Origin of the sequence: Bacillus cereus group sp. TH152-1LC, from assembly GCF_027710505.1 — a bacterium.
Lineage (GTDB): Bacteria > Bacillota > Bacilli > Bacillales > Bacillaceae_G > Bacillus_A > Bacillus_A mobilis.
In genome coordinates, this window is the sequence record NZ_JAQFNK010000006.1 from 85,940 (window position 1) to 101,180 (window position 15,241).

Consider the following 15,241-nt stretch of genomic DNA (forward strand, 5'->3'; position numbering starts at 1 on the left):
GTGAACACACTTTTTTATATTCTCCCCTCTCAACTAGAACTTTAAAATGCACTTCCTCCGATTCCTTTTCTTTACTCCAAAACAAAAACGTAACTATTCCAATAGACTTACTCATGAGCTTGTTAAACAAATATTGAGAAATAAAAATTATATTTCTAAATATTGTTATTTTTGATACTATATTTTATAAGAATATTCAAAAAGCGAGGGGATTTCATGAACGTTCAACTACAAGGTAATGAACAAATTACGAAATTATTTAATGATTGGTATTTAGCTATGCTTAAACAAGATGTGTCCCAGGCGACAAACTTAAAGCATGGAATTGAGGAAAAGGAACTAAACTTTGAAGAAGATGAAGATTTAGCATTATACTATTCTCTACTAGATTTTCGTTTCAAAGTTTTAACTGATGGTTTAAGTATCACAAAAGACAGTTTCAATAAAATAGATTCTTACTCGATTTCACCTAATCACCAACTTTCTTACTATTATCATTTATTTAAAGCAATTCATGCTACTTTAACAACAAATTATAATTTAGCAAGTGAACATTATGAAAAAGCTGAGAGACTACTGGTAAATGCCACTGATGATCTAGAAAAAGGGGAATTTAATTATCGAATGGCTATTTTCTATTATCATTTTTACCAGCCAATTGAGGCTATTGAATATGCAACCAAAGCAAAAGAATTCTTCATAAAAGCTGTAGGGTATGAAAAGAATGTCGCCTCTTGTGAAAGCGTATTAGGTGCAGCATTTGTATATTTAAAACAATACGAGCAAGCAGAGGAAAAATATAATTCAGCAATCAATATTTTACAGAAACAGGGTGAAGAATCATTACTGTTAAGAGTGCGTAATAACTTAGGTTGGCTATATGCTAATCAAAACTTATCAATATTAGCTATTCGTCATCTATCTGAAGTGACAACAAAAATGCCTACACATTTTAAAGCAATTTTCTTACAAGCAAGGGAACATTCTAAACTTGGTGAAATAAATATCGCTTCAGAATTTATTAAAAAAGGATTAAAAATTTGTACAGAACTTAACAATGAAGAATATATGCTTCACTTTAAAATTTTAGAGTCCCTTAACAATAATGAATCAACTGAAGACTTAGAAAAAATTATTCTTGAAGGAATTACGTATTTCGACAAAGAATCTTTATATAACTACACTCAGGAATATTCAGAAAAGTTAGCCATTAAACTTTACGATGAAAATAACCATATAAAAGCCAGTGAGTATTTTCATAAAGCATTACAAGCAAAAGAAAAAACGTTTGAGAAAGGGGCATTAAAATGATAAAGAAAATTAGTTCTATCGTTTTAGGATTATCTGTACTAGGTATTGTATCTATTGGCCTAAATAGTTCATTTACATATCAAGCAGGCCATGCAGATTTCCCGGCACCACAAAGACCTGACTTTGTTCAATCCGTTGACACAAGTAAAGACTACACCCCAACAACAACAGCTGAAAAAACACTTTAAAAAATGAAAGACCTTCAATTAAGAAGGTCTTTTTAAATACACTTATTTAGAATGGTTCCCTTTCAAGTAAACTTTATTTTCTCATCAACTCCGCAATCCCCCTACTCCCCTCACTACCAACTTTCTCAAGTTCTTCCACAACTAATTTTCTTCTTTCTACAGAATGATTTTGACTTAACTTCGCTTTCCCTTCTATTTTACTAATCCTAATTTTAAAACCAACTATCCCTTTACTTAATCCTGCCATATAATTCGAATCTACCTCATTTAGCGAGTAGGTGCTCTCTGGATCTTCATATTTATGTACTAACTCTTGAAGAGAATCTATTCTTTCCTGTTCATCCTCAACAATTTCTAATTCACCATATACATGCACTGCAACGTAATTCCATGTTGGTACTGCATTGTTTGTTTCATACCACGACGGCGATATATAGCTGTGGGGTCCTTGGAATATAGCAAGTACATGTTGATTCCCACTATCTTTCCACTGTTCATTCGGACGTGCGAAATGACCATGTAAAGTTAGAGTCTCCCTATTTAATAACAAAGGCAAATGCGTTGCATATGGTTCCCCGTTATGTTGAGAAAATAATGTCGCAAAGCTATTTTGTTCTATTATTTCGTACTTCATCTCTTCATCTTCTATTGCAAAATGTTTTGGTATGTACATAAACTCACTCTTTTCCGATATTTTCAAATTTATTTCCTAATTATATTTAGTAATCGCATCAATCAACAGGGACAGTTTGTCATTATTTTATAGTGGCAAATTTCAATAAAAAAGAATAGGCCGCATATACTTAACACGACCTTAGTTTATTTTCCCTAATATATTTGTAATAAATGCCGTCTTACCTTCACTATAACTGGATCGATGTTTCGACTCTCTTGCTAACGCTTCCTTTAAACCTCCATATTCAACAGCAACATCTTCATGTTCACGAAGGTAATCTCGAAACGCTATATGTCTTCTTAACTCTTCGCTATTTTTGTCACACACATACAAATGATGTTCCATCCAAACTGTACTTTCCCCGTTCCATGGAACGAAAGCATCCTTTCTACCAAACGCCTCTCTCCCTTTGAAGCTCCAGTCCGCTTGATAGTAATACCCTATCGTTTCAAGTCTTTTTACTACTTCAGGAAAAATTTCGTACTCTTCTATTACTATATCAATATCTAATATTGGTTTTGCTACCAGTCCTTTAACAGATGTACTCCCAACATGCTCAATGGACAAAACAAATTCTTTTATTACATTATTAATAAGCAATTGTAATTTATAAAATTCATTTTCCCATTCGATGTTATATTCTTCGATAGTAATTCTTTGTTTCAATGTATCCCTCTCCCAAAATAATTTATAACCTTTGAATATGAGTATCCTTAAAATTCGTCTCATCTTTCAATCCGTATCCACACATTCGATCCATCCCAATATGCGCTGTCCAAATTAAGCCAATCATTATAATGGTATCTACCTTAAAATATACACCTATTATAGCTATTACTATCGATATAATATATGTGTGAAAAATATTATAAATTTTAGCACCTACATGATTATTTATCCCATACGCCAACATTGATATATCCGGAGCTAAAAGAAATATCAAAAATATAATCCAACTAAATTCATATATCGAATACGCATAAATCGTGGCTACGAAAACAACTAACCCTTCAAAATGTAAAATACGCTTTTGCATTCTTTACCATCCCTATTTTTCTATATTTACCGATAAATTTTCATCACTGAAAGTATTCTTTGCATTTTTTGACCAGATGGTTGCTAAAATCGGCCCTGCAATGTTATGCCATACTGCCGCTAATACACTTGGGAGTGCAGCGGCTGGTCCAAAATGTGCTGTTGCCAGCGCAACACCTAAGCCTGAATTTTGCATTCCTACTTCTATTGAAATAGCTCTTCTTGTCCCTTCGTCTAGTCCAAGTACGAACGCTGTTATATATCCGAGTAAAAAACCAAATGCATTATGAAGCATAACTGCGATAAAGATAAGAAGACCTGAAGAAGTAATGCTACTTACATTCGCTGAAACCACCGCTGAAACTATAATGATAATTGCTACAACTGATATTAAAGGAATAACAGTCATTCCTTTCGTAACAGTTGTAGGGAAAAACTTCTTCACTACTAACCCTAAAATAATAGGTAGGATAATGACTTGTACGATAGAAAGAAACATAGACATAGCATTCACTGGCATCCATTGTCCCGCAAGTAATAATAAAATAAGAGGTGTAGCAATCGGTGCTAGTAATGTTGATAATGAAGTCATTGCAATAGACAACGCTAAGTTCCCTTTTGCCAAATAAACCATAACATTTGATGCAGTGCCACCCGGTACCGAACCGAGTAACACTAATCCAGCTGCTAATTCAGCTGGCAGATTCATAACGTAGGCTAGTACGTATGCGACAAGTGGCATAATAATAAACTGAGCACATACACCGATAATAACTGGCAATGGTTTTGTAGCAATGATTTTAAAATCAACAGCCTTTAATGTTAATCCCATTCCAAACATGACAATTCCAAGTAAAATCGTTATGTAACTAGTTAACCCTAGAAATGGTCCAGGAATGAAATATGCAATAGCTGCAATACAAATAACCCAAAATGCAAAATATTTTCCAGCTATATTACTTATCGCTTCTAGTACTTTCACCCCATCATCCCCTATCCTTCAATTGAAAAACTTTATTCGGATTCAAAATATTTTGCGGATCAAGAGCTTTCTTTATTTTTTCCATTACGAGTAATGCCGCCCCATGTTCTTCTTCTTGATACTTCCGTTTCCCGATTCCAACGCCATGTTCTCCCGTACACGTTCCCCCTCGTTTAAGCGCATATAAAACGATACTTTCATTTATTTCGTCACCCTTTTCCACTTCTTCTTTATCGTTCGGATCAATCATTAAGAGCACGTGGAAATTCCCGTCTCCTACATGGCCAAGAATACCACCAACAAGACCTACTTTATCTAACGTCTCTTTCGCATGTTGGATTGCACCAGCTAATTCTGAAATTGGTACACATACGTCTGTACTCATAAGCTTTTTACCAGGATAGCTATGAACGTATGAATATGCTAGATTATGCCGTGCATCCCATAATTTATTTCTCGCCGCAGTTTCCGTTTCAAAAGCAACTTCTTTACATTTATGATCAAAAACAATTTCCTTCGTGAATTCAATATCTTGCTTTAGCCCTGCTTCGTTGCCATGAAATTCTAAAAACAGTGTAGGTTCTTCTCTGTAACTTGTTTCATTATAATGATTTACTTGTTTCATAGATAATTCATCTACAAGTTCAATTCTCGCAATTGGAATACCCGCTTGTAGTATATTAATCACAGCTTCTACTGCATCATTTATAGTTGGAAACGATGCTCTCGCAGCCATAACATGTTCTGGTATGCCGTATACTTTTAATGTTAACTCTGTAAAGCATCCAAGAGTACCTTCTGACCCTACGAAAACACCATTTAAATGGTAACCTGATGATGACTTCGCTGCTAAATTTCCAGTATGTATTACTTCCCCATCAGCAAGAACGACTTCTAAATCACGAACTTGATCACGCATTACCCCATACTTAACTGCTGTCGTTCCGCTCGCATTTGTAGCAGCCATTCCACCTAACGTTGCATCTGCTCCTGGATCTACACTAAAAAACAATCCATACTTTTTCAATTCTTTATTCAGCTGAGAGCGAGTCACTCCCGGCTGTACTCTCACAAGAAAATCTTTCTCTCTTATTTCAAGTATTTTATTCATGAGCGAAAAGTCCATTGTAATTCCTTTTTCATATGGAATGACATGTCCTTCTAAACTAGAACCTACGCCAAAAGGAACGACAGGTTTTTTATGCTCACTCGCTACTTTCATTAATCTACTAACCTCTTCAGTCGTTTTCGGAAAAACTACTACATCAGGTAAACTACTAGTATGATAAGATTCATCTTTACTATGTAACTCTCTTACTGTCGTATTCACAACTACTCGATCTTCGGGAAGTACACCCTTTAATTCATTTACTAAACGCTCTACCGTTATCTCCATCGTACACTCTCCTACTTTCTATAAATTCGAATTACAAAATATGTTAACCATTTTATACATAATAATCCGAAAAATTAAATAATTCAAGTTTTACATATATGTAATTCGTTTCATACTGTCGAATAAATAAAAAGAACTCGCAATAAATATTGCAAGTTCTTTTCTATAAAACTATATTTTAGATGACTTCTTTATTAACAACATAAACCAAATTAAAGTAACTGCCATCAACGAATGGGAAAACCCTACAATATACGTTAACCCTTTAAAGTCCGCCCCATTGAGCTGAAGAAGCCCTCTCGCTGCTAGCGAACCTAACATTAAAGTTAATGCAATGTTATGGAAAACAAACCACTTATTAAAACTTTTCGCTTCATGAAACGCAAATACTTTTGCTAATCCTAAAGCAATTAAAAAGAAGAAAAAACCGAGTACAAGTGTATGTGTATGCAAAAGATTTAACAAAGTAGATCCTACAATCCCCTTATACTTTCCATACTCCCTAGCGAAAATCCCTGATAATAAGCCGATAATCAAATACGTAAACGATGCATTATATAATTTTTTCATTATGTACCTCCTTGAGCAGAATGTGTAGTGTGTCATATTTAGTAATAATGATAGTTATATAGTAAAAACTCCTAGTTACCTAGGAGTCATTGTATAAGTATCTCACTCTTTACAATCAATCCTAATTATAAAATATCTCTCTATACAAAACAAACGAACTTTATGTGAACAAGTAGAGCATAATTAAAATATGTTGCACTTTTGTATTTCGCAACCCATACTAATTGTTATAACGATTAAAGGTGGTGCAATAGATTGATAGTTCTTGAAACTGAACGACTCATTCTTCGCTGGTTTGATATAAAAGACGCTCCATTTATTCTTGAATTAGTAAACGATCCTGCATGGATTCAGTTTATTGGTGATAAAAGGATTAAAAACTTAGACGATGCAAAAAAATACATCTTAAACGGACCCGTTGATATGTATAATAAAATGGGCTTTGGTCTTTACTTAGTTGAACGAAAAGAAGATCTTACTCCACTTGGTATGTGCGGTCTTATTAAAAGAGATTCATTAGAAGATGTCGATATCGGCTTTGCCTTTTTAGAGAAATTCCGTTCAAAGGGGTATGGCTTTGAATCCGCTTCTGCTGTAATAGACTACGGTGTACAGAACCTAGGTATGAAACGAATTGTAGCAATTACTACTATTGATAACATCAATTCAGGAAAGCTTTTAGAAAAAGTAGGATTGCAGTTCGAAAAGATAATTTCAGACTCAGGTGAAGATTTAAAATTGTTCGGGTATAACGCGTAAAAAAGGTCGCCATTCATGGCGACCTTTTTTACGCGTTATACTAATAGTTTTGAGTTACATTATAGTTTGTATCAATTTTTGTGATTACCAACATAGATTACATATCACATTTTTGGAACTTTATAGAAATAATACTTCCACTTGCAAATAAATTATATTAATATATTAAATAAAGGAAGTGAGAATAAATGGAACAACATGATTTTAATCCTTTAGAACAACCACTATTTTTTCTAGTTCTTCAATTCATTGCATGTATATTAATCATTTGTATCGTATATGGAATCTTGTATAATGTCGTATTGAATTTAAATATGCCTAAATGGACTGCACATATGGTAGCTACCGCATTTTCCCTTGGTATCGCCTATCAGACTTTTATAAATTTCATTTAATTTTTCTATAATGCGTAACAAAAAGGTCGCCAATCACGGCGACCTTTTTTCTATTTCACTTCTACCGTATAATTCCCTGTTCCCCCACCATACTGATACACATGTAAATAATATTTCCCTGGATACGTGTAGTAACTTCCTACTAACTTATTTCCTTCTTGCTGAGCATACGTAACATAATTATTTAAATCTGCTTCTGAATAAAGAACCCAGTTTACTCCTATATTACTTTCCTTCGTTACATTAATTTGTAGGTTTTTCGCCGTTTCTATATTAATTTCAAAGTAATCACTCGTGTCACCATTTCCTAAACTAGCACGTAAAACTTGATTTAATTGCAGTTTATTCGCTGTCTGGAATGAGTTATTTGGCTCTTTTTCTACACTGTTATCTTCTTTCTTTTGAACAGTTACATTCGTTGTAACCGTATTCGTTAATCCTTTGTCATCTGTTACTGTTAATTTTGCCGTATATGTTCCTTCTTTTGTATACACGTGAGTCGGATTTTGTTCATTACTTACAGTACCATCACCAAACTCCCATTTATAAGCAACAATTTTTCCATCTTCATCTTTTGATCCATCGCTTTTAAACGAAATTGCTTCATTTATATTTCCGCTATATGGACCATTTATAACCGCAACTGGTGCTTTATTCACAGTACCTTCTTCTGTATTAATACCGTGGAATACAACATCATATTCAAATTGTCCTGATGCATTTACACGATAATTTACAAAATACGCTGTTACTGTTTTATAGCCTGTCCATTCTTTTGCACTTAAACGTTTTAACGTATCATTCACGTTTTGTGTAATTGTTTTCCAGTCTTCATATTCCCCTTTTGCAGTAGTACCTGTATACGTTCCTTGTAGTGTAAATGTATTAAAGAACTGTGATTTATTTTTCTTAACTGATACATTACTTAATTTTGCTTCTGCTGTAATTTCTGCCGCAATATCTGAAACTGGTTTTGGTGCGTGAGTTGCTAAATAATCATTTGATACTAATGGAACATTAAATTTCTCACGGTTATCGACTAACATTTGCATATAATCTTGATACTCTTTATTTAAATTCGCATCTTTACTTAAAGCAGAACGGTATGCATCATATGCTGTTACATCATTTTTTCTAATAAGATCGTGAATTTTGTCAAACATATCATATCTCTTATTGTACATGTATGATTGTACATGTATGATTGTAAAGCGAAGGAATAATTATAGAAATCCCACGTTCCATACTTTGCATTTAACGTTCGCTCTGCCGTATAACGTTCTGCTGGATTTGAAGATATTCCTCCTATAATACTCTTTCTCGGTACAACATTATCTGTTCTCGTTGCACCTGCAAAAAACTCAGCATTTCCTTCTTCAAACCAAGATAATCTCTCATTCTCATACATCTTACCTTGTCCCCAAAGCCCTGGCACTTCATATCTACCTTGCAAGTAATGCGTGAATTCATGTCGGAACAATTCTTCTAAACTATAAATACTTTCTTCTGGCGTACGCTCATAAGTAAAGAACGTTCCTGTTCCTTCTATATAAAGACCACCGTTATTCGTTTCATATCCGTATAATTGACGATTAAATTGATACTCAGCTGGACTATTATAAATAACCATCGTTAATACATCATCAGGATTTCCTTTTTCTAAAGGTTGATCACTTTCAACCGTACGATGGAATTGTGCCTTCACTTCTTTTGCTGCCCAATATAGACGTTTTACTTTTTCTTCTGTCACTTTATCTCCAGCTTTTAAAACAATTGCACCATCATCAAACGTATACGTTTTCGGCAAATACTTTTTCTTCCCATCTTCTCGTATTTGATCTAAATTAACAATATTTCCATTTGCATCTTTCCCGCCATAATTCGTCGCGATTTGCTCAGCCGCTACGAAATATTGCTCTCCTAAATACGGATACATTTTCATCGCGTCTGTTACAACTTGTAATCCTTTCGTTCCTGTACTATGGAACGTACCAAGTCTACCTGTATAATAAATACCATTATTAATTAACCAACCATTCTTCGCCGTCACCGTTCCAATTAAGGCAAAACGACTTAATTCATTAATATAGCTATCAATTTTTTGGTACCATACTGTATCTTTCGGTGCTTTTCTCGTATCATATAAATACGATTGAATGTCGTAATCCACACCTTGCATAATATCGTAAATTGCATTTCCAGCTGATAGATTGTCTACCAATGTAGAAAAATCATCGTTATATTGTTTAAAAATCTTTGCAGCTGATGTTATCGTTTCCACATCACTCGAAGCATTTCCTATTAATTTTCCGTATGATGATACAACTCTATTTTGTTCTAACGTACCGAGTTTGAAATTCGGGTTATTCGCAATCGTTTTTAATGCAGGTAAGCATTTATCATGATAGATCCGCTCATTTAGTTTACTTAATTCTGTATGATAAAATCCTAAGTAAAATCCTGATCGTAATACCTCTACTAAAGTTTCAATCCCTTTTGAATCATCCTTCGTATAAGCTTGTCCTTGCTGCTTCAATTTATCAATAATTGCCTGCATCCTACTATCATTTTGATAGAATGCAAGGCTATCCTTATTAAATTGAAATAGACCCGTAATTTGCTCCCAATCAATTGTTACAAGTAAATCTACTAACTGCTGATTGCTTAATTGATTTAATTCAGCGATTGTATAAGTTTTCGCTGCAGCTAATTGCTTACTTTCTTTTTTCACTTCAGGCGGTCTTTGCGACAAATCAGCAAATTGTAGCCTTTTCTCAAAAGACTTATTTTCCAGCACTTTTGATGAATGGGCTAATTCTTGCACTGGTAATTGTACACCAACTGGCTCCATTTTGAGCACATTCCGATAAGAAACTTGCTCTCCCTTTGTACTTTCTGCCAATGTGCTCCCTTGGAAACTCCCTAACATTAAACTAGCAAAACTTACCCCTACTAACACTTTTTTTGAATAGCCTTTCATGCTCTCCCCTACCTTACATTTTTTAGTGTCCCGCACCATTATTTTACTATTCTTACTTTTTATTCTATATCGAGAAAAAATAAGGGAACGTTCACACATGTATCCATGCCTAGCAAAATTAACACTTGACTTTATGTGAATTTTATATCAAAAAAAGATAGATAATAGCGAAATTCCTGCTACATCTATCTTCGTTTTCAACGCTATGATTTTAACTTTATAAACGTAACTTCCGGTAATGTTTGCATATGCTGAATAAATTCATTCTTTTCTTCTGACGATATATTTTTCAGCTGCATCCCTACCTTATAAACTATTTCTGTACCTTGCTGTAAAGCTTCTACTTCATATGAAAGTATTGGAATACCTTTCACTTGTAGCGTTTCTACTATTTGTTTTACCGCTTCATGTTTATTTATACACATCTGCACTGTTATATTTTGCGGAAATAAAAATTGCACCTTAAAAATACGACTCACAATCTCTAAACCAATTAAAACGAGAATCGTCGCTCCAATCCCTACTACATACATGCCAGCACCAATTGCTAATCCAATTCCGGCTGTAGCCCATAAACCAGCTGCTGTCGTTAATCCTTTCACCGCCTGCTTTTGTATAATAATTGTACCTGCACCTAAAAACCCTACACCACTTACAACTTGCGCTGCAATACGGCTCGGATCAAGAGCCATATGTTCCTCATTCATAATATCTGAAAAGGCATATTTTGAAACGACCATTATTAAAGCACTTCCTACCGCTACTAGGAAATGTGTTTTTAATCCCGCCTCTTTTGATCGAATTTCCCTTTCAATACCAATTATTGCTCCTAACAAACCCGCAACACCGATTCGTATAATTAGATCAACATCTACACTCACGAGTCCCTCCCCCTTTCGTTCATTATAGATAGATAAAACAAAAATTATCACACACATCTATTTATCGATATAAAAGCATTTCATTAAAATACACTTAATATCCGAGGTGATTTATGTTAATATTTTTAATATTAACATAAATTGAATTCAACCTACTTTTTATACGAAAAATCATAAACTGTACTTTCCATTTAAAAACGAGATATGGATTGCATAAAATGAGGTTGAGAAAGTTTAGAAAACGCTTTCATTTTGTATCATATTTTTTAAAAAATACTACATAAATAAAGGGGATTACCAACAATGAACGTCTCTTTGCTAACACCTACTACCGATTTACAAGAAGAATACTTAGATTTTTATAAAGAATGGAAAGATAGCGGTGAAACGATGATTCCATGGGTTATCTCAAAAGATCCATCTAATTTCACGGCAATGATTCAAGAACTTCACGATGCGCATAACGGCATAAATCTTCCTGAATCTTGGGTACCAGACTCTACATATTGGCTCGTCACAGATGAAAATAAAATTGTAGGGGCTGTTAATATACGTCATAGTTTAACCGAACATTTGTTTAACGCTGGAGGTCATATTGGTTATGGCATTCGCCCTTCTGAAAGAAGAAAAGGTTATGCTACGAAGTTATTAGAATTATCGCTAGAAAAAACGAAGGAATTAAACATCGAGAAAGTACTTGTCGTTTGCGACGAAGTGAATACTGCTTCTGAAAAAACAATTTTACATAACGGTGGGCTTCGTGATGATGATTTTACTGAAGAAGATGGAAATGTAGTAAGAAGGTTTTGGATTGAGCTATGAAGAAGTCATCCAATGAAAGTAATCTTATTATAGAGAAATATAGTAGAAGTAACGAGCTAAAAGTAAAACAATTTATTGATTTATATAATGAAGACTCTTATCTATTTAACTTATTACGAGATAGTAAAACAAAATGTGCGTATGTTGCCTGCTATAAAAAAGATGTAGTAGGCATCTTTTTTACCTGGAACAGTAGCTTCCATCCATACTGCACATACTTTCGAATATATACGAACCCTTTCTATTCAGAGCTACACATAGAACAATTTTTATTAAATGAGATTCTAAAACGAGAAAACTTCAAATTACCATTACAAACCTCTATATGGGAAACATCGGCTCATTTAAAAGCCTATTATGAAGAACATAATTTTACGGAAATCCGAAGAACTTATATGCCAATATTAGACGTACGAAAAATCATCCCTATCGATACAATGCTTCATTCGGATTATGATGTACAAAGCTTATCAAATATCTTGTCCAATAATAGCTTCTTTGAAAAACTAGCTCACTTAGTAAAAACGAATTATGAGGATACTCACTTAGCAAATCCGGTTGCCTCATTCTCGCTCGAAACTTGGAAAGAACAGATCTTAGCTGATGACGCATTACTAGATGGGAGCTTTGTAATGATAGATGAAGAGAATGAAATTATTGGTTACTCTTTCCTCCATACATCAGAAAAGGCTAATACAGTAGAACTAGGATGGGGCGGGACCCACACTACAGAAAATTTACCCTTACTGAAACTTCTCGTTTTCAAACAAGCTATGTATGCAAGTAAACACGGTTATTCTTTCATTCAAGGTGAATTCGATTCAACGAGTATATATGCAATGGAAATATTAAAATCCTTTCCTTTCAATCCTTGTGCTACTTGGATTACGTATCAAAAAGAAGCCGGAAAGTGATTATACACCTTCCGACTTCTTTTATACTGTTTCTATTTCAAACTGCACTGTAATACCACTAGGATCTACTACTGTAAATCCGTTTGTACTTTCGTTTACTTTATGTTGTTTTTCTATTAATCTTTCTTTCACTTCATCTAACGCTTCTTTATGCGGTAATACAATTGTATACACTTTAAGTCCAGTTGCATGTGCAGGTGGGTGTGGATTATTTACGCCGTTCCACGTATTCGCACCTATATGGTGATGATATCCTCCTGCAGAAATGAATAAGCAGTCATCTTCGCGTTGTTGCACTTCAAACCCTACTGTCTCTACATAAAACTCATGTGACTTCTCTACATCAGCTATTCGTAAATGTACGTGCCCAACAACAGTATTAGCAGGTAATCCATCAGCCTCATAATCAACGAGTGTTGCCAATTCTTTTAAATCTAGCGGCGTACTTCCTCCTGGTCCTTCTCCCCATTGATCACGCGGACGGTCTGCGTAAATTTCAATACCATTTCCCTCTAAATCTTGTAAATAAAACGCTTCGCTATACGTATGATCACTTGCACTATTAAACCTTGAAATTGGTAAAATTTCATTAGAATATGTATAACGCCCTTCTTGTTCAGCTGGGCTATCAATTACATTCTTATTACGAATCACCCCAAATAATGCCGAAGCAAAAGCTTCACGAGTCGGAACTAAAAAGGCTACATGATATATACCAGTCGTACGCGGCTCTTGCAGTACCCCGTCCTCTAACTTTTCAAGAACAAGTAACGTGTTCTTTCCACCTTTTCCTGATAAATATGCTTTATTCGCCTCTTGTTTAATTACTTCTAAGCCTACTACATTCTCATAAAAAGCAATTTGGCGCTCTAAATCTTGCACTTTAAATTCAACATGACCAATACGTGTTTTCGGATGAATTTGTACCATGAATAACTCCATCTCCTTATCCCAATATTTTCCCATTACATATTACCGTTACTTTGAAGGATACAACTAAAATCATCCTATGTAAATAAGAAAAGTCAGAATTTATACACATTTTTATTTTCATAATAAAAAAGTCACCTCTTCTAACTTTCAGAAAAGGTGACTTTATAATTCTTATTTCATTTTATGTACTTCAGCAACTAACTTTCCGCCCTGAATGCCCATATAAAGCTTCACAGGTGCATCATTCGTGTTTTCAAACACTAAGTCTAAGTATGGATATGCAATTGTAGCATCTCTTCCTTGTGGAACGTAACCAACCGTTTTAGAATGTGTCGTTCTTTCTACCATTTTCAAACCCGCTTGATCTGCTGCATTGTATAATGTTGATGATGTTTGACAAACACCACCGCCGTATCCATCTACTAATTTACCATCTACAATTTCTTTTCCTAGTTGATATCCTTTATCTGGCGTTGTATCACCAATTAATGCATTGAAAGAGAAACTGTCTCCTTTTGCTAACACAACTCCATTTATGCTCGCTGCTGACAAACGAATATTCTCAATACGGCCACCTGCTGAGCCACCTAAATTCGTTTCATATCTACCAATTACCGTACCACTTCCTTGCGCATCACTTAATGTTGCGATAGGCTTTTTCTCAACAATAGGTAATTGATATGAAGAATCCCACATACCAACGTTTAATAATTTATTTACTAACTCTTTTTCCATTAATTCAAAAGAAGGCTTTCCTTCTTGCCAACTTCCGTCAGGTGCTAAACGTGAAGGAACCATCTTTTTGTCAACGTTTTTACCAACTTCCTTAGCAACCTTCTCTACCGATTTTTTAAATTTCGCTTCATCTTCAAAATAGCCTAGACTCGATAAATCTAACTTTTTCACTTCCGTACCAGTTCGACCATCAACTAAACTAATAGAATCCTGTACTTCTGCTTTAGCCTCTACTGTGTGACCACCAATGTCACTTACTAATGCAACATCACTTACTTTTGTGCCACAACCACTCACTACAGCTACACATAACACCCCAACTAATATACCCTTTACTTTACGGAACAATATACTCTCCCCTTTTTCCAAACATTACTTTTATGTATTATTTCATTTTTATGTATGTTTTGTTACAATCATTTTACAATATATTTATAAATTGTTACAAGTTATTTTTTACTCTATATAAATTACCCTTTTCTTTTCCAAATGTCTATACATATTTATTTAAAAGTTTGAGTTTGATAGAATTGTAACCTTTATGTAACCTCTCCCTATTATCCAGTATATACCATAAAACAAACAGAGTACAAATGTAAAACCTCCATATTCTTATTTATAAAGAAACATCCTGTAAACATAAATAGGTATTTGCCGTGCCACA

15 protein-coding genes and 1 pseudogene are annotated in these 15,241 nt (G+C 34.3%); 6 read left to right on the forward strand and 10 right to left on the reverse strand.

The window, feature by feature from the left end; translation table 11 throughout:
* Positions 1 to 216: 216 nt before the first annotated feature.
* Positions 217 to 1,311: a response regulator aspartate phosphatase gene (locus tag PDL00_RS16220; protein ID WP_242255802.1), complete on the forward strand. Its 1,095-nt coding sequence runs from the start codon at positions 217 to 219 to the stop codon at positions 1,309 to 1,311.
* A complete protein-coding gene (locus tag PDL00_RS16225) occupies positions 1,308 to 1,499 on the forward strand; it encodes a Phr family secreted Rap phosphatase inhibitor (protein ID WP_242255804.1) in 192 nt (63 codons plus the stop codon). The genes PDL00_RS16220 and PDL00_RS16225 overlap by 4 nt, the downstream gene beginning before the upstream one ends.
* A gap of 73 nt (positions 1,500 to 1,572) precedes the next feature.
* Here the strand turns inward: PDL00_RS16225 and PDL00_RS16230 are convergent, their stop codons facing one another.
* From PDL00_RS16230 to PDL00_RS16255, 6 genes are all read right to left on the reverse strand, one after another.
* Positions 1,573 to 2,172, reverse strand: a complete 600-nt coding sequence (locus tag PDL00_RS16230; protein ID WP_270730140.1) for an FMN-binding negative transcriptional regulator — start codon at positions 2,170 to 2,172, stop codon at positions 1,573 to 1,575.
* A gap of 141 nt (positions 2,173 to 2,313) precedes the next feature.
* Positions 2,314 to 2,841 (reverse strand): GrpB family protein, encoded by a 528-nt coding sequence (locus tag PDL00_RS16235; RefSeq protein ID WP_270730142.1) that lies wholly within the window; start codon positions 2,839 to 2,841, stop codon positions 2,314 to 2,316.
* Between the two features lie 22 nt (positions 2,842 to 2,863).
* Entirely contained in the window at positions 2,864 to 3,211 is a 348-nt protein-coding gene (locus PDL00_RS16240; RefSeq protein ID WP_270730144.1) for a DUF4260 domain-containing protein, read from the reverse strand.
* 12 nt (positions 3,212 to 3,223) lie between these two features.
* Positions 3,224 to 4,192: a bile acid:sodium symporter family protein gene (locus tag PDL00_RS16245; protein WP_270730146.1), complete on the reverse strand. Its 969-nt coding sequence runs from the start codon at positions 4,190 to 4,192 to the stop codon at positions 3,224 to 3,226.
* Between the two features lie 4 nt (positions 4,193 to 4,196).
* Entirely contained in the window at positions 4,197 to 5,588 is a 1,392-nt protein-coding gene (locus tag PDL00_RS16250; protein ID WP_270730151.1) for an FAD-binding oxidoreductase, read from the reverse strand.
* Positions 5,589 to 5,759: 171 nt separating this feature from the next.
* Complete coding sequence (locus PDL00_RS16255; RefSeq protein ID WP_242255815.1) at positions 5,760 to 6,158, reverse strand: DUF2871 family protein; 399 nt, start codon at positions 6,156 to 6,158, stop codon at positions 5,760 to 5,762.
* 255 nt (positions 6,159 to 6,413) lie between these two features.
* On the opposite strand from PDL00_RS16255, the gene PDL00_RS16260 reads away from it, so the two are divergent.
* Positions 6,414 to 6,917: a GNAT family N-acetyltransferase gene (locus tag PDL00_RS16260; protein ID WP_088029371.1), complete on the forward strand. Its 504-nt coding sequence runs from the start codon at positions 6,414 to 6,416 to the stop codon at positions 6,915 to 6,917.
* Positions 6,918 to 7,105: 188 nt separating this feature from the next.
* Positions 7,106 to 7,312: a hypothetical protein gene (locus PDL00_RS16265; RefSeq protein ID WP_270730153.1), complete on the forward strand. Its 207-nt coding sequence runs from the start codon at positions 7,106 to 7,108 to the stop codon at positions 7,310 to 7,312.
* Positions 7,313 to 7,362: 50 nt separating this feature from the next.
* Here the strand turns inward: PDL00_RS16265 and colA are convergent.
* Together colA and PDL00_RS16275 are read right to left on the reverse strand one after the other, a co-directional pair.
* Positions 7,363 to 10,292 (reverse strand): annotated as a pseudogene (colA, locus tag PDL00_RS16270) (collagenase ColA).
* A 203-nt stretch (positions 10,293 to 10,495) separates the two neighbouring features.
* A complete protein-coding gene (locus PDL00_RS16275; protein WP_242255821.1) occupies positions 10,496 to 11,173 on the reverse strand; it encodes an MgtC/SapB family protein in 678 nt (225 codons plus the stop codon).
* Between the two features lie 303 nt (positions 11,174 to 11,476).
* Here PDL00_RS16275 and PDL00_RS16280 point away from each other — a divergent pair, with 303 nt between their 5' ends.
* A complete protein-coding gene (locus PDL00_RS16280) occupies positions 11,477 to 11,995 on the forward strand; it encodes a GNAT family N-acetyltransferase (protein ID WP_097819538.1) in 519 nt (172 codons plus the stop codon).
* The gene (locus tag PDL00_RS16285) at positions 11,992 to 12,909 is read left to right on the forward strand and encodes a GNAT family acetyltransferase (protein ID WP_270730157.1); all 918 of its coding nucleotides are present in this window, start codon (positions 11,992 to 11,994) and stop codon (positions 12,907 to 12,909) included. Before PDL00_RS16280 ends, PDL00_RS16285 begins: the two co-directional genes overlap by 4 nt.
* A gap of 21 nt (positions 12,910 to 12,930) precedes the next feature.
* Here PDL00_RS16285 and PDL00_RS16290 read toward each other — a convergent pair whose 3' ends face one another.
* Entirely contained in the window at positions 12,931 to 13,839 is a 909-nt protein-coding gene (locus PDL00_RS16290) for a VOC family protein (RefSeq protein ID WP_242255827.1), read from the reverse strand.
* 174 nt (positions 13,840 to 14,013) lie between these two features.
* Positions 14,014 to 14,925 (reverse strand): VanW family protein, encoded by a 912-nt coding sequence (locus tag PDL00_RS16295; RefSeq protein ID WP_242255829.1) that lies wholly within the window; start codon positions 14,923 to 14,925, stop codon positions 14,014 to 14,016.
* Positions 14,926 to 15,241: the final 316 nt, after the last annotated feature.

Bases quoted from the DNA above. Each gene is read 5' to 3' on its own strand.
- PDL00_RS16265 (WP_270730153.1), top strand. From the start codon at position 7,106: ATGGAACAACATGATTTTAATCCTTTAGAACAACCACTATTTTTTCTA.
- PDL00_RS16250 (WP_270730151.1), bottom strand. From the start codon at position 5,588: ATGGAGATAACGGTAGAGCGTTTAGTAAATGAATTAAAGGGTGTACTT.
- PDL00_RS16230 (WP_270730140.1), bottom strand. From the start codon at position 2,172: ATGTACATACCAAAACATTTTGCAATAGAAGATGAAGAGATGAAGTAC.
- PDL00_RS16285 (WP_270730157.1), top strand. From the start codon at position 11,992: ATGAAGAAGTCATCCAATGAAAGTAATCTTATTATAGAGAAATATAGT.
- PDL00_RS16290 (WP_242255827.1), bottom strand. From the start codon at position 13,839: ATGGTACAAATTCATCCGAAAACACGTATTGGTCATGTTGAATTTAAA.
- PDL00_RS16280 (WP_097819538.1), top strand. From the start codon at position 11,477: ATGAACGTCTCTTTGCTAACACCTACTACCGATTTACAAGAAGAATAC.
- PDL00_RS16240 (WP_270730144.1), bottom strand. From the start codon at position 3,211: ATGCAAAAGCGTATTTTACATTTTGAAGGGTTAGTTGTTTTCGTAGCC.
- PDL00_RS16255 (WP_242255815.1), bottom strand. From the start codon at position 6,158: ATGAAAAAATTATATAATGCATCGTTTACGTATTTGATTATCGGCTTA.
- PDL00_RS16220 (WP_242255802.1), top strand. From the start codon at position 217: ATGAACGTTCAACTACAAGGTAATGAACAAATTACGAAATTATTTAAT.
- PDL00_RS16225 (WP_242255804.1), top strand. From the start codon at position 1,308: ATGATAAAGAAAATTAGTTCTATCGTTTTAGGATTATCTGTACTAGGT.